The organism is Gemmatimonadaceae bacterium (genome assembly GCA_035633115.1).
Classification (GTDB): Bacteria; Gemmatimonadota; Gemmatimonadetes; order Gemmatimonadales; family Gemmatimonadaceae; genus UBA4720.
The window spans coordinates 276,904-291,219 of record DASQFN010000047.1 but is presented as its reverse complement, the minus strand read 5'-3'; the positions used below and the strand labels follow the sequence as shown (position 1 = coordinate 291,219).

Sequence of the window (14,316 nt, the reverse complement as noted above, 5' to 3'; positions counted from 1 at the left end):
ACGTCTCGGCGGCCCGTCCCGTCACGTGTTCCCCCTTTTTGCCCGGACATTCTCCACCGTCGCGTCGACAACCCCGTCACGGAGAGTGAGGTTGAAGCTTTCTCCCGCCGCGAACTGGGTGGCGCTCGTGAGCGCCTCGCCATCCGGGCGACGAGCGACCCCATAACCGCGCGAGAGCGTGGCGAGAGGACTGAGGGCGTTGAGGCGGCCGGCAGCTCCGCTCATCACTGACCGGCGTTTGTCGACGATGCGGACTGCCGCAGTCCGCAGGTCTCGCGCGGTGGTCCTCACGTCGGCACGCGCAAATGAAGTTCGATGGGTGAGTGCGGCAATGAGCTTGCCGCGTCGAGCGCGAAGCGCAGCGTCGAGGTCGGCAAGCGCCGGCACCGCGCGCTCCGCCGCTGCCGAAGGTGTCGCTGCGCGAACATCCGCAACGAGATCGCACACTGTGGTGTCGATCTCGTGACCGACTGCGGAGATGACCGGCATCTCGCAGGCGGCAATTGCGCGAGCAACTGATTCGTCGTTGAACGCGCGCAGATCGTCGCGCGCTCCTCCACCGCGCCCGATGATCATCACGTCCACGCCTTTCCATCTGCGCACGCGCGAGAGCGCAGCACGCAGCTCGCGTGGCGCGCTATCGCCCTGAACAGCGGCGCAGGCGACGACGATCTCGATTCCGGGACGCCGCCGCGTCGCCACCGAGATAATGTCGCGCAAAGCCGCGCCGTTCGCGCTTGTCACGACAGCGAGGCAGCGAGGATAGAGAGGGAGAGCACGCTTCCGCTCCCTCTCCAGAAGTCCATCGGCGCGGAGACGCTCAACGGTCTCGGCGATCGCCTTCCTCCAGAGTCCATCGCCGTCCGCGTCGATCCGAATGACTCTGAGCTGGAGCGAGCCTCTGCCCGGAAACACTGTCAACTGGGCGAGAGCGATAACCTGCATTCCGTCATCGGGCGACGCCGGCATGCGCCGCTGGTCGCTGGACCAGATCACGCAGCTTATCTGCGCGGTTTTATCGCGCAGGCTGAAGTACCAGTGACCGTTCCGATGCCGCTTGAAATCGCTCACTTCCCCTCTCACCCAGAAGTGCCCGAAGGTTTCTTCGACCAGCTGCTTCGTCGAGTTGTTGAGATCGGTGATGCAGATAGCGGTCTCGCGCGTCGAGCCTGGCGGTGCCTTCGGAAAGCCCAGCAACGGCATCGAGGTCGCAAAATCTTCAGGGGTGAGGCGAGGTCTCATGCGTGAACCGCCGCTGCCTGGGGAGTGCCTCGGCCAGCCGCGTGTGTGCGCGCATCTGCAAAGCGAGATGCGGACAGCACCGTGTTCGAGAGCAGCATCGCAATCGTCATCGGTCCGACTCCGCCGGGGACGGGCGTGATCTTCGACGCGACTTCGCGGACGGAAGAGAAATCCACGTCGCCCACGAGGCGGGACCCCGAGCGCGTTGAGGCGTCGGGAATGCGGTTCATCCCTACGTCCACGACAACCGCGCCGGGACGAACCATGTCACCCGTCACGAGGCCCGCGCGCCCCGCTGCAACAATGAGAATCTCCGCGCGCAGCGTGTGAGAGCGAAGGTCTCGGGTGCGACTGTGGCAGACCGTGACCGTGCAGTTGCCGGGCTCGGTGTTCTGAACGAGCAGTGCAGCCATCGGCCTCCCCACGATCATGCTCCGGCCGATGATGACGCACTCTTTCCCCGCTGTCTCCACGTGAGCGGCGCGAAGGAGCTCGATGACTCCGGCTGGGGTACACGAGACGAATCCGTCGCGCTGGCCAATCAGCAGCTTCCCGACATTCACGGGATGAAACCCATCGACATCCTTCGCCGGGTCGACGCGAAGAATGACTGCATCCGGATCGATCTGCGGCGGCAGCGGCATCTGGACGAGGATGCCATGAATCGACTCATTCAAGTTGAGCTCGTCGATCCGGGCGAGCAGCTCCGCCTGCGTGGTCTCCGCCGGAAGGCGGATCGCCGAGCTGTGTATTCCTGCCTCCTCGCTCGCCAACCCCTTCGACCGCACGTACGTAGCGCTCGCTGGATCATCGCCAACGAGAATGACCGCCAAACCCGGTGTTATGCCGAGTGATTTGAGCGCCGCTGTTTCGCGCGCGACGCGATCCCGCACGCTGCGCGCAATTGCAACTCCGTCGATCAGCTTAGCGGGCAAAGTCCACCGAGCGTGTCTCGCGAATCAGGACGACCTTGATCTGGCCGGGGTACTGCAGCTCGGCCTCGATGCGACGCGCGATCTCATCGCTGAGCGACGGCATCCTGTTTTCCTCGATGTCGTCAGGCGTGACGATGACGCGAACCTCACGCCCCGCCTGGATTGCGAACACTTTTTCTACACCGCGATAGCCTGAAGCAATTCTCTCCAGTCCCTCGAGACGCTTCACGTAGGTCTCGAACGCTTCGCGGCGCGCGCCGGGCCGAGAGCCCGAGATTGCGTCGGCCGCCTGAACGAGTACGGAGATCTCGCTCTCATGCGGCACATCGTCATGGTGAGCGGCGATGCAGTTCACGACAAGAGGATGCTCGCCATAGCGAGTCGCCATCTCGACGCCCAGCTGCACGTGTGTGCCCTCGTGCTCGTGCGTGAGCACCTTCCCCATGTCATGGAGGAGTGCGCCGCGGCGCGCCATCGGGACGTCGAGGCCCAGCTCGGCGGCCATTATTCCGGCCAGCCAGGCAACCTCCTGCGAATGCGACAGAATATTCTGGCCGTAGCTCGTTCTCCAGCGCATTCGTCCAATCAGCTTGATGAGCTCCGGATGGAGACCGTGAACTCCGCTCGCGTATGCGGCGCGTTCTCCAGTATCAATGATCGACGCGTCGACCTCCTGGCGCGACTTGCTGACCACCTCTTCGATTCGGCCAGGATGGATGCGGCCGTCGGCAACGAGCTTTTCGAGTGAGAGCCGGGCGACCTCGCGGCGCACCGGGTCGAAGCAGGAAACGACGACTGTGTCAGGCGTATCGTCGATGATCACGTCGACACCCGTTATGAGCTCGAACGCGCGGATGTTCCGGCCTTCCCGGCCGATGATGCGGCCTTTCATCTCGTCATTTGGCAGTGACACAGCGGAAACCGTCGTCTCGGCGGTCTGCTCGGCCGCAATGCGCTGAATTGCGAGGGCAATGATCTTTTTTGCCTCTCTGTCGGCGTTCCGTTTCGCGGTATCGCGAATGTCGCGAAGTCTGTTCGCAGCATCAGCTTGCGCCTCGTCCTCTAGACGTTGGATGAGCTCCGCTTTCGCTTCCTGAGCCGTAAGGCCGGCAAGCTGCTCGAGCCGGCGTCGCTCTTCACCGACGAGCCTGGTGAGCTCTTGCTCGCGTGCCGCCATTGCCTCCTGACGCGCGGTCAGCGCCGAGGCCTGCTTGGCGCCATCCTTCTCGCGTTGCTCGAGGAGCTCGTACTTGCGGTTGAGGAGCGACTCCCGTTCCTGGACACGGCGCTCCTCGCGCTCGATCTCCTCACGTCGCTTGCGGGCTTCCTGCTCCCATTCCTCGCGCAGCCCTATGAGCTCTTCCTTTCCGGTGAGGACTGCCGTCTTGAGCAGCGATTCCGCCTCCCTGGCGGCCTCATCGAGGATGCGCTTCGCCGACTGCTCAGCGCCGGATCTGGCGTCTGCCTGTCGGGCCGTCTCGCCTTTTTTTCCTAACCGTCGCCCTACAAAGAAAAAAGCCGCGCAGGCTACCACAAAAAGAATGAGGCCAGCCGCGGCAAGCCACGCTGTTTGAGTCATCTTGATCTATGTAGGCCCGCGGCAGCGCCACAGGCGGCCCCTAATCGCGCCGAAAAGTCGTCGCGTGTCTTGGGGGTAAATTAATCGTGCCGCTTGGCGGGGGGGAGCCAGGGGCGGATTTCGTCACTCAGCTCGCGCAGCGACGTGGTAAGGCGGGCCGCCTCATCCCGCGCCTCGAAAAGCTCGCCGGCGATGCGGAGAGCGGCAAGAATTGCCGCCTTGTGGCTCTCGACCATCTGGCTGCCTTGCATCGTCTCTGAGATTGTGTCGTCGACATAAGCCGCTACCGCACGCGCGTGCTCCGGTGAGGTCTCGGTGCGGAGAGTGTACTCGCCGCCAAGTATCGTGACCTTCACGACATTCTTTCGGGAGGTCATCGGGCGGCGGTCTCGTGCTGCTGGCGAAGAAAGCGAACCCGCTCGAGCATCTGCCGGGTGCGTCCGCGGGCCGTCTCGAGCCGCATCTTCAGGCTGGCATTCTCGCGCTCGAGCTTTTCGATTCGCTCCGGGCTGGTACGGGTCGCTCCAGGCGACGCCTCGAGCGCTTTCACCCTCGCCTCGGCCTGCAGCGCGCGCCTTCGGAAAGACGCCAGCTCATCGCCCAGATGATGGACGAGTTTTTCGAGGTCCGCGAATGCGGCCTCCGATTCAGGCAGTTCGCTGTCTGACGCCAAGTTCTCCCTCTAGAGCTTTCACGATCCTTTCCGTTCTTCCCTGAATCTCGCGCTCGCGTAGTGTGCGCTCCGGATGTCTGAACGTCAATCGCCAGGCGAGACTACGCGACCCCTCCGGTACCCCCGCGCCGCGGAACTCGTCGAACAGCGCCAGCCGCTCGAGTAGCTCTCCCGCCGCCTCGCGGATGACACGCTCCACCTGCCCCGCATCGATCCGATCCGGAACGATGAGGGCGATGTCCACATCCATCGCTGGCATGGCTGGAATCGGCGTGTAAAAACGCGCGGGGGCAGATACGGCTGGCGCAGCGCGTGCACCCGCGTCGCCGGATCGTTTGCCGACGGTCCCATCCGAGCGCCGATCAGCCGCGCCTGGAGACGCCGAATACATCCGGCCAGGCCAAGCGGAAAGTGCCTCGAGGTCGATTTCAATTCCGAATGCCGGAGCCGCCCAGGCAGGTGCATCGAGAGGCACGGGCCGAACAATGCCGACCTTCACGTCGGCTGCGGTGATGGTCCAAAGGGCGTCGCCTTCCGCCGGCACGCACGATATCACATGACCGGGAAACACAGCCCCGCCGAGCGATTCGGCAATTCCTTTCGCATCCCACTCGTCGTAGTGGGGCGGACGCGGCTCGGTGAAGTGCGGAGGACGTCGATCTCCCAGCACTAGTATCGCGAGATGAATTCGCTCGTCGGGCAGCGCTCCCTTGCCCGCTTCGTTACTCAAAAAGACCGCTCCAATCTCGAAGAGGCGAATCGTGCGCTGCATATGCGCGAGGTTGAGCTCCGCGCGCCGGGCGAGCGTGTCGAGAATGTCCTGTCGAAGAAATGCCTCGTCCTCCGCCAGTGGGTTGCGGACCTTCAGCGAGCGCTTGTCGTTGCTGCGGGTGAACGGGAGAGGGCGCACCTCGAGCAGTCCAGCCGCGACACAGGCATTCCGAACACGCGCCGAGAGAAGATGAAGCGGCGCATCTGGAACGCTCCCTGGTCGGAACGGCCTGATCTCCGAGGAGAACTTGTCGTATCCGTGCAGGCGGGCGACCTCCTCGATCACCTCCACCTCGGCGACGACGTCGCTCCGCCATGTCGGTGGCGTCACTGAGATACCATCGTCGCGCTTGCCAGTCGCGACTGAGAACCCGATCGACGTTAGTTCCCGGTCGATCTCTTCGCTATCGATCGCCTCACCGAGCAGTGTCTCGATACGCTGGCTGCGAACCGGAATCACGGGCGGTATGGGAAGCGTTGCGCAAACATCCGCAGGGTCGCCGTCAAGCGTGCCTCCGGCCACCGCCGTGATGAGCTCGATCGCGTATCGGAGATGGCGGGAACACGCATGGGCGTCGACGCCCCGCTCGAACCGATAGCTGGCATCGCTCGATACGCCGAGCTTCCGGCGAGTGGCACGCACTCGCCGCGCGTCGAACGACGCAACCTCGAGCAGAATGTCCGTTGTCGCATCGGTGACCTCGCTGCCTTCTCCGCCGATTACGCCCGCGATCGCCTGCGCGCTGCTGCCGTCCGCGATGACGGTCATCTCGGGATCGAGGATGCGCTCGATGCCGTCCAGTGTTCTGATCTTTTCACCGTTTCGTGCGCGGCGAACGACGATCCGATTTCCTTCGAGCCGCGAAAGATCGAAGGCGTGCATCGGCTGGCCGAATCCGTGCAACATGTAATTCGTTGCGTCAACGACATTGTTAATCGAGCGGGAACCCACTGCTTCCACTCGCGCCGCAAGCCACGAAGGGCTTGGCGCGATTTTTACGTCGCGGATGATGGCTGCCATGTAGCGAGGGCATCCAGAGACATCCTCAACCATGACAGTCGCGTGCGGTTGCCTGCCGACGGCTGGGCCAGGAGAATCGGTATGACCCGGAATCGCGGGCACGCGCAACGGGACACTGATGGCTGCCGCTATCTCGCGAGCCAATCCTTCGTGCGAAAGGAGATCGGGACGATTCGGCAGTACATCCACCACGAGCCGGACGTCACCGACGGCGACGGCATCGAGGAACTTCGTCCCCGGGCTCACGTTCACGTCGAGCGCCATGATGCCTTCGTGATCGGTCCCGAGGTCGAGCTCCCTCGCCGAGCACAGCATGCCTTCCGATACGACTCCTCTGATCTTTCGCTTCTCGAGCTTGAGTCCACCCGGGAGCGTCGAGCCAACGGCAGCGAAAGGATACAGCGCACCCGCGGTCACGTTGGGGGCTCCGCATACGACATCCCGAAGCTCGCCGGACCCGGCATCGACTTTCGTAACCCAGAGATGATCGGCGTTGGGGTGACGCTCGACTTCGACCACCCGGGCAACGACGATCTCGTCGAGATCAGCGCGGAGACGAACGATGTCGTCGACCGTCGCGACTCGCGAAGTCAAAAGGTCCCGAAGCTCTTCCGGGCTGAGCGCAAAGGGAACGAAGTCGCGCAGCCACTCGTACGATGCGTTCATTCCGCGAACTGTTCCAGGAATCTCATGTCGGAATCATAAAGCAGGCGGATGTCGGGAACTCCATAGCGCTGCATTGCCGCCCGGCCCGGTCCCATCCCGAACGCCCAGCCCGTGTAGCGCTCGCTGTCCACGCCTGAGGCTTCGAGCACCAACGGGTGGACCATTCCGGAGCCGAGAATCTCGGACCAGCCGGTGTGCTTGCATGCGGCGCAACCGGACCCTTTGCACAGCGTGCATTCGACGTCCATCTCGGCCGATGGCTCGGTGAACGGGAAGTAGCTGGGGCGGAACCGTGTGCGCGTCGCTCCGAAAAAGCGATTCGCAAAACGAGTCAGCGTCGCTTTCAGGTCGACGAAGCTCACTCCCTCGTCTACGGCAAGTCCTTCGATTTGCGCAAAGACCGGCGCATGCGACGCGTCGAAGAAGTCGCGGCGATACACGTTGCCCGGTGCAAGAATTCGTATCGGCGGCTCGTAACTCTGAAGCGTCCTGATCTGCACCGGCGACGTGTGCGTGCGGAGCAGCAGCCCGTCGTCGAGGTACAGCGTGTCGTGCATGTCCATCGCCGGGTGGTCGGGCGGAAAATTGAGCGCACCAAAATTGTGCCATTCCGTTTCCGCTTCGGGGCCGAGCGCGATCGTGAAACCGAGCTCCCGGAAGATTTCTTCAATCTCCTCGATGACGAGCGTCACCGGGTGCTTTGCTCCTTTCCAGTGGCGACGGGCGGGCATCGTGAGATCGATCGTGCAGCCTGTGGTCTTCGCGCTGATCAGATCGATCGCTCGCGTATCGAGGGCGTTTTCAATGGCGGATTTAGCTCGATTGACCGCGGCGCCTGCCTCGCGACGCTCCTCAGGGGAGAGGGCGGGCAGCTCCTTCATGAGAGCGGTGAGCTCCCCACTCTTCCGACCGACGAGGCTGTGCCGCGCCGCCTCGAGCGCGGCCGTGGACGCCGCTGCTGCAACGAGCGAAGCGGCCCGCGCCTCGACTTCGGCGATTCTTGCGATGAACTCCTGGAGCTTCACGTGGACGGCGATGATGAGAATGGCGAAATGTGAAAAGGCGGCCCCGGAAGGTCGCGCTGCTTCGTTCCCGGGCCGCCCTTTGATGACTTACAGCGGGCTAGGCCGCGGCCAACGCAGCGCGGGCAGCTTCGGCTAGAGCGCCAAATGCAGCAGGATCATTGACTGCGATATCCGCCAGCACTTTTCGATCGATCTCGACGCCGGCGCGCTTCAGTCCATTCATGAATACGCTGTAGCTCATGTCGTGCTGGTGAGCCGCCGCATTGATGCGGACGATCCATAGCTTCCTGAAATCGCGCTTCTTGTTCTTGCGGTCGCGGTAGGCGTATTTCCAGCCACGCTCGACGTTTTCCTTCGCCGCCTTCCACAACTTGCTGCGCGCGCCAAAGGCGCCGCGAGCGGCTTTCATGACCTGCTTCTTGCGCTTCAAGCGCACTACGTTCGATCTGACGCGAGGCATGGTGGTTCTCCTTTACGCCTGCAGAAGGCGCTTGATGTTCTTTGCTTCGCCGGGCGTGGTTATCACCGCTGACTGGCGAAGTCGGCGCTTCCGCTTGGAAGTCTTCTTGGTGAGGATGTGGCTCTTGAAGGCCTTCATGCGCTTGACCTTGCCTGTCCCCGTGATCTTGAAGCGCTTTCTCGCGCCCCTGTGACTCTTCATTTTCGGCATTTCAGTCTCTGTATTCGTTGATTGACGGTGTTCGCGCTTACTTCGGCGCGAGAATCATCGTCATGAACTTTCCTTCGAACTTCGGCTCTGTCTCGACCTTCGCTACGTCGGACAGCTCCTGCGCCACCCGATTCACAACAATTCGGCCGAGCTCCGGATGCGCGATCTGACGACCGCGGAACATCAGCGTCACCTTCACCTTGTTACCGTCCGCCAGGAAAGCTCGCGCATGACGCGTTTTCGTGGCGAAATCGTGCTCTTCGATTCCAGGACGAAACTTCACTTCTTTGAGGTGGATCACGTGCTGCTTCTTTTTAGCCTGCCGCGCCATCTTGGCCATCTCGAACTTGTATTTCCCGTAGTCCATGATGCGGACAACCGGGGGGCGAGCCAACGGAGCGACTTCCACTAGATCCAGCCCCTGCTCCACCGCGGCGGCCAGCGCTGCTTCCACATCCATGATCCCAAGCTGAGCGCCGTCGGCGGCGATCACGCGGAGCGGGCTGATGCGAATCTGCCTGTTCACGCGTACACGTTTTGTTGTGTCCTGAATACTCGGCTACCTCTAATTGAAGAAAACTGAAAACGAGAAGCGCGAGCCCCTTGTGAGAAGCCCGCGCGGAAGTGAGACCGGAATGATCCTCCGGCCCCGCTCGGCATGAACTCCTTCAGCACGCCTCGCTTCAATTCAGCGCGAGGGCCAGAGGGTGAGGCGCTCCGCCGGGAGTGCCTGCTTCTCGTCTTGTAACTCCATAACACTAAACGATCTCCGACATCGGGGCAAGACAACCAACCGCTTCTCGCATCAAGCATCTATGACGAAGGTGAAAACCGATTCAGCGAATTCAACGGATTCGGCGGATACTACGGAAATTCTTTGGTTAACGGCAACGACGGTCCGAGTTGATGCAATGCTGTTCCGTAGTTCCCAAGAGTTTTGCAGTCATCCGCCGAATCCGTTGAATCCGCCAAATCGTTTCTCACCCTTCGTCATAGATGCTCGATGTGCGCGTTGCACAGTCAGTCGCCTTTGAGCCCGTAGCCTTTCCCGTCGTGCTCTACTCTCCCCCACGCGACGCTTGCATCGTGCTCGAACACGAGGAGCCAGCCCTCGTCCTCCGCCTGGCGTAGAATCCGCCGCTTGGTCTCGAGCGTCACGAGCGGCTCGACGTCGTAGCCCATGATCCAGGGGAGAGGCAGGTGCGCGTGAGTCGGGCACAGGTCTCCGAGGAAGAAGGCGCGCTCGCCGCCGGAATCGATGAGAACGCTCTGATGAAACGGAGTGTGTCCCGGCGTTGGAACGACGCGAATCCCTTTCACTATCTCGCGTTCGCGGCTCACGAACTCGAATTTGCCCGTCGCGACAACGGGCATGAAGTTGCGCTCGAAGTAGCTCGCGCTCGTGCGCTCGTTGGTGTGAGTCGCGTAGTCGTACTCGCCGCGCTTCACGAAATAGCGCGCATTCGGAAATGACGGCTTTACCTTGCCTGATTCGTCGCGATAGGTGTTCCCTCCGGCGTGATCGAAATGCAGGTGAGTGTTGATCACGATGGCCACATCCTCGGGGCGCGCGCCAATTTCGCGGAGACCGTCCTCGAGCAAAGTCCGTCCGTCCGCACCATCGTTCTCGATTCCGTACATGGCTTTGAATTTCTGATCTTCCTTGTTTCCGGCTCCGGTATCGATAAGCACGAGTCCGGAAGCGTGCTCGATCAACAGGCAGCGCATCCCCAGCTGAATGCGGTTGCGCTCGTCTGCTGGAATCCGCCGTTCCCACAGCACCTTGGGTACGACGCCGAACATCGCGCCACCGTCGAGCTTCTGACCGCCGGACTGAATTGCGTGGATTGTCAGCCCACCGACCACACGCTTCTCAACCAGCGGCGTCGGCGCGCTCACGCCGTCATGTCCGTATTCGCGGGGCCCGGCATCGCTGACCGGCGACGGCGGGCGCGACGGGCGCGCGCGCGGAACCCGATCATGAAATCGAGGTCGCTCCAGGTGAGACAACCTCGGTCGGCTGCATCCGAAAGCAGACGCAGCAGGCAATGAGCGGTCGCTATTGCATCGCCCCCTGCGCGGTGACGCGCCGTTATCTCCACTCCGTAGTATCCCGCGATGTAGTCGAGCGACCGCCGAGGCAGCTGCGGGAGAAGCCGCCGAGCGAGCTTCACCGTGCAGAGGCGCCGGCCGATGAGCTCGCGGCCGGATGCGCGCCGCACCTCGCTCGAGATGAAGCGCCAGTCGAAGTTCGCGTTGTGTGCAACGAAGACATGTCCCGCCATCACATCGAGTAGCTGCGATTCGACCTTTCGAAATGTGGGCGCGTCCTTGACCATCTCCCACGTGATGTTCGTGAGCTGCGTCACAAACGGAGGAATCGAACGCTGAGGATTCACGAGCGTCTCGAACACTTCGGTCACGCGCCCGTCGCGCACTACAACCGCAGCTATCTCGGTAATCCGGTCTCCGGCGTAATGGCGAGTGCCTGTGGTCTCCACGTCGACCACCACGTACGAGAGTCCGCTGAGGACGTCGGGGTCGGGACGCCGCGCACGCGCCAGCGCGGTATCGAAGTCGACGTCTGACATGTCGATCTCAACAGTGTACGCAGGCGCTGGAGCATGGAGGAGCCACCTGCCGACATCGTCACGCACGAATTCGGGACGGCCGGAGAAGATTGCCTGCGCCATGTGCTCGGCCACGATGAGCGGAGCGCCCGGGAGATTGCAGACGTGACTGATCAGCGCCACGGGATCGGCAGGCCCGCTCTCGAGGAAGTGCGCCGCCCGCTCAGCAAGGATCGTCGATTCCATTCGCGTGCCAATGCCGCGCGCCGTTTCGTTGGCTCGCGCGGTTCCCACCCGTGTCAGCTCCACGGCTCGTCCCTGACCAGAGGACACGTCATGCACCGCGCTCCACCGCCGCCGCGCACCAGCTCGCCACCGTCGAAAGTAATGACGGCTCGACTCTCCTCAGAAATCGCTCGCTCTCCCGAGAGAAAATCACCCGCGTTGATGATATCGAATCCCGCCTTCTCCATTTCCCGGTGTGTGAGCTCATTGCGCGCATATGATAGGACAAGGCCCGGCCGGACTGCAACGAAATTGCAGCCCGACGACCACTGCTCCCTCTCCTGCATCATTCGCCGCTCGCCACCACACAACACCGGCTCCATGGGAACGCCGCATTCGGCGAGCGCCGAAAACACGCTCGGCATCTCACGCATGCTCGACGCGCCCTTTTTCCAGAGCAGGATCGGCAGCCGGCCCGGCCCGATGAAATGCGGAGGATGAACCACGCACAGCTGCCTATCGACCTGCGTGAAGATCATGTCGAGATGGATCGCGATGTCTTCGCCTGGCATCACGACGATGATCAGGTCCTCGATGTCGGTGTTGGCGAAGAGCACTGAAGCCAGCTGGTCGATCGCGGCCGGACTCGACCGCTCGCTGAACCCGATCATCAGCGTGTTGCGGCGTATCGGGTGGACGTCTCCGCCCTCCAGTGTGTAGTTCAGCCTGTGCTCCATGGAGCCGTCGTAGACAATCCCCTTGTTCTGCAGACGCGGGTTGTGGGTGAAAATGGCTTTCATCACAAGCGCTTCAGTCCAGCGGATGCTGTAGCGCATCGACCCGATCATGATGTGCTCGTTCAGGCCGACTGCGACGTCGCGCGTGAAGAACAGATTGGGCAGCGGCGGCAGGGCGTAGCCACCCTCATTGAGCGCGCTGGCGAGGGGGCCCGGTGCTTCCTCGCGGCCTTCGATGAGCGCGCGGGCCAGATCGGCGGGAGCCATTTCCTCGAGCTCGCGCGCTAGGGGAACGGACGGCAGAATGTCGAGCGTGTCGCGAATCAGCAGCTGCTTTACGTCCGCGTCGGAAAGAACTTCCGTCAGGAGATCATGTACGTAGTGCACCTCGGCAAAACGCTCGAGGATTGCGACGAATCGACGGTGCTCGCGCTGCGCCGCCGGCACGTCCATGATGTCGTCGTAGAGGTAATCTTCTCTTGTCGAGGGGGTCACCGCGTAGAGCTCGGCGCCCGGAGGGTGGACGAGGACTGACTTTAGCCTGCCGATCTCCGAAGTCACATGCACTGCCATTGAAATCAAAATAATCCGTTGCGCGTCAGCTGTTTCCCGTCAGCCGGTCCCCGTACCCGTACGGAAACGGAAAAGGATAAAGGCTGTTTCCTTGCCGACCGACTCGCAGTTCCACTAACTTGTGAACTAATTCACAAGCCTGCGTGAAACGGATAGCTGAATCAACAATACGCCGCCTGTCTCTCTACCTCAGCTTCCTCGACGAAATCGAAGCTCGCGGAGTTCGGACAACATCGAGCGACGACCTCGCCAAGCTTGGCGGCACCACTTCGGCACAGGTCAGAAAAGACCTGTCGTTCTTTGGATCGTTCGGCAAGCGGGGTCTCGGTTACTCCGTACCCGAGCTCTCGTCGCGCCTCCGCAAGATTCTCGGCCTTGGCCGCCAATGGCGGGTGTGCATCATCGGCGCAGGGAAGATTGGCGCGGCTCTCGCCCGCTATGCCGGCTTCGCTGAGCGCGGCTTCATCGTGAGCGGAGTTTACGACAGCGATCCGTCCAAGATCGGGACACGCTGGGGAAGCGTCACGGTGCGGGACGAGGCGCAGCTCGAGCGTGACATCGTCGCTCACAACTTCCAGATCGCCGTGCTCGCCGTGCCAGCCGAGGTGGCGCAAAAGCTCGTTGATCGCGCCGTGAAGGCGGGCATCAAGGGCATCCTCAGCTTTGCTCCGGTGCAGCTCAACGTGCCCGACGATGTTGCTCTCCGCACCGTCAATATGGCGATGGAGCTCGAGGGTCTCACGTTCGCTCTCACGAATAAGGGCGACTGACGACGTTCAGGCCTAGGTTCCTGCTGTAACGCTCCAGCCGCGAGCATGTGGGCTCACGAGCGACTCGCCCGCATCAGCACCGCTAGCTGGGAAGGAGAAAGAGTCTCGGGCCGCGCTCGGGGGTCGACCCCATGCCCTTCGAGCACGGCCGTGGCCTCGTCGAGTGACAGACTTCGTACTGATCGCAGGATGTTCGCGAGCTGCTTGCGCCGCATACCGAACGCGGCTTGCACGAACGTCCGAAATTCTACCAGCTCATCCAGCGGAACGAGCGGCGTTTCCAGTGGCGTGAACCTCATCACCGACGATTCGACCTTGGGCGGCGGCGTGAATGCGCTCGCGGGCACGCTTCTCACGATTTCCGCTCGCGCAACCGCCTGGACATTCACCGACAGCGCTCCGTAAGCGCGCGAGTCGGGTGCCGCGACGATTCGCTCCGCGACTTCTTCCTGAACCAGAAGAACGGCGCGAACCGGCAGCGGTGGCTGCAGCAGCCCGAAGAGAATCGGTGTCGTGATGTAGTACGGGACGTTGCCGACAACTGAAAAAGGCTGGCCCACGATGTCCTCATACCTGAGTGAGAGGATGTCGCCTTCGATCACGGTGAGCCGAGAGACCCCTTCGTGGGATTTTCGCAGCCTGTCCACCAGCTCACGATCGATCTCAACAGCGATGACGCGGCCGGCACGCTCGAGCAGCAAGTCCGTCAGCGCACCTCTGCCAGGTCCGATCTCAACCACAACGTCGCTCTTGTCGAGTTGAGCCGCGTCGGCGATCGCCGTCAGCGCGTCGCGATCGTTCAGAAAATGCTGCCCGAACCGCTTGAGTACGGGGGGAAAGCCCCGCTTACGGGGCAACG

General features: G+C 62.3%; 15 protein-coding genes. 1 reads left to right on the top strand and 14 read right to left on the bottom strand.

What is annotated here, in order from left to right:
• Window positions 1-21: 21 nt before the first annotated feature.
• From xseA to VES88_05825, 13 genes are all read right to left on the bottom strand, one after another.
• Complete coding sequence (gene xseA / locus VES88_05885) at window positions 22-1,242, bottom strand: exodeoxyribonuclease VII large subunit (GenBank protein ID HYN81013.1); 1,221 nt, start codon at window positions 1,240-1,242, stop codon at window positions 22-24.
• On the bottom strand, window positions 1,239-2,177 hold the full coding sequence (gene folD / locus VES88_05880; protein HYN81012.1) for a bifunctional methylenetetrahydrofolate dehydrogenase/methenyltetrahydrofolate cyclohydrolase FolD: 939 nt from the start codon (window positions 2,175-2,177) through the stop codon (window positions 1,239-1,241). The genes xseA and folD overlap by 4 nt, the downstream gene beginning before the upstream one ends.
• A complete protein-coding gene (gene rny / locus VES88_05875) occupies window positions 2,167-3,756 on the bottom strand; it encodes a ribonuclease Y (protein ID HYN81011.1) in 1,590 nt (529 codons plus the stop codon). Before rny ends, folD begins: the two co-directional genes overlap by 11 nt.
• A gap of 80 nt (window positions 3,757-3,836) precedes the next feature.
• A complete protein-coding gene (locus tag VES88_05870; GenBank protein ID HYN81010.1) occupies window positions 3,837-4,133 on the bottom strand; it encodes a cell division protein ZapA in 297 nt (98 codons plus the stop codon).
• Window positions 4,130-4,429, bottom strand: a complete 300-nt coding sequence (locus VES88_05865; GenBank protein HYN81009.1) for a hypothetical protein — start codon at window positions 4,427-4,429, stop codon at window positions 4,130-4,132. The genes VES88_05870 and VES88_05865 overlap by 4 nt, the downstream gene beginning before the upstream one ends.
• Window positions 4,404-6,887 (bottom strand): phenylalanine--tRNA ligase subunit beta, encoded by a 2,484-nt coding sequence (pheT, locus tag VES88_05860; protein HYN81008.1) that lies wholly within the window; start codon window positions 6,885-6,887, stop codon window positions 4,404-4,406. The genes VES88_05865 and pheT overlap by 26 nt, the downstream gene beginning before the upstream one ends.
• The gene (gene pheS / locus VES88_05855; GenBank protein HYN81007.1) at window positions 6,884-7,912 is read right to left on the bottom strand and encodes a phenylalanine--tRNA ligase subunit alpha; all 1,029 of its coding nucleotides are present in this window, start codon (window positions 7,910-7,912) and stop codon (window positions 6,884-6,886) included. Before pheS ends, pheT begins: the two co-directional genes overlap by 4 nt.
• Window positions 7,913-8,009: 97 nt before the next feature.
• Window positions 8,010-8,372, bottom strand: a complete 363-nt coding sequence (gene rplT / locus VES88_05850) for a 50S ribosomal protein L20 (protein ID HYN81006.1) — start codon at window positions 8,370-8,372, stop codon at window positions 8,010-8,012.
• Between the two features lie 12 nt (window positions 8,373-8,384).
• Complete coding sequence (gene rpmI, locus VES88_05845) at window positions 8,385-8,582, bottom strand: 50S ribosomal protein L35 (GenBank protein HYN81005.1); 198 nt, start codon at window positions 8,580-8,582, stop codon at window positions 8,385-8,387.
• Window positions 8,583-8,619: 37 nt separating this feature from the next.
• A complete protein-coding gene (gene infC / locus VES88_05840; protein ID HYN81004.1) occupies window positions 8,620-9,135 on the bottom strand; it encodes a translation initiation factor IF-3 in 516 nt (171 codons plus the stop codon).
• Between the two features lie 467 nt (window positions 9,136-9,602).
• Complete coding sequence (locus VES88_05835; protein ID HYN81003.1) at window positions 9,603-10,481, bottom strand: MBL fold metallo-hydrolase; 879 nt, start codon at window positions 10,479-10,481, stop codon at window positions 9,603-9,605.
• Window positions 10,478-11,461: a 3'-5' exonuclease gene (locus VES88_05830; GenBank protein HYN81002.1), complete on the bottom strand. Its 984-nt coding sequence runs from the start codon at window positions 11,459-11,461 to the stop codon at window positions 10,478-10,480. The genes VES88_05835 and VES88_05830 overlap by 4 nt, the downstream gene beginning before the upstream one ends.
• Complete coding sequence (locus VES88_05825; GenBank protein HYN81001.1) at window positions 11,452-12,687, bottom strand: arginine deiminase family protein; 1,236 nt, start codon at window positions 12,685-12,687, stop codon at window positions 11,452-11,454. The genes VES88_05830 and VES88_05825 overlap by 10 nt, the downstream gene beginning before the upstream one ends.
• Window positions 12,688-12,830: 143 nt before the next feature.
• Between VES88_05825 and VES88_05820 the strand changes: the two genes are divergently transcribed.
• Window positions 12,831-13,457, top strand: coding sequence for a redox-sensing transcriptional repressor Rex (locus VES88_05820; GenBank protein HYN81000.1), 627 nt, complete (start codon window positions 12,831-12,833; stop codon window positions 13,455-13,457).
• A 53-nt stretch (window positions 13,458-13,510) separates the two neighbouring features.
• On the opposite strand, the gene rsmA is transcribed toward VES88_05820, so the two are convergent.
• Complete coding sequence (gene rsmA, locus VES88_05815; protein ID HYN80999.1) at window positions 13,511-14,314, bottom strand: 16S rRNA (adenine(1518)-N(6)/adenine(1519)-N(6))-dimethyltransferase RsmA; 804 nt, start codon at window positions 14,312-14,314, stop codon at window positions 13,511-13,513.
• Window positions 14,315-14,316 lie beyond the last annotated feature (2 nt).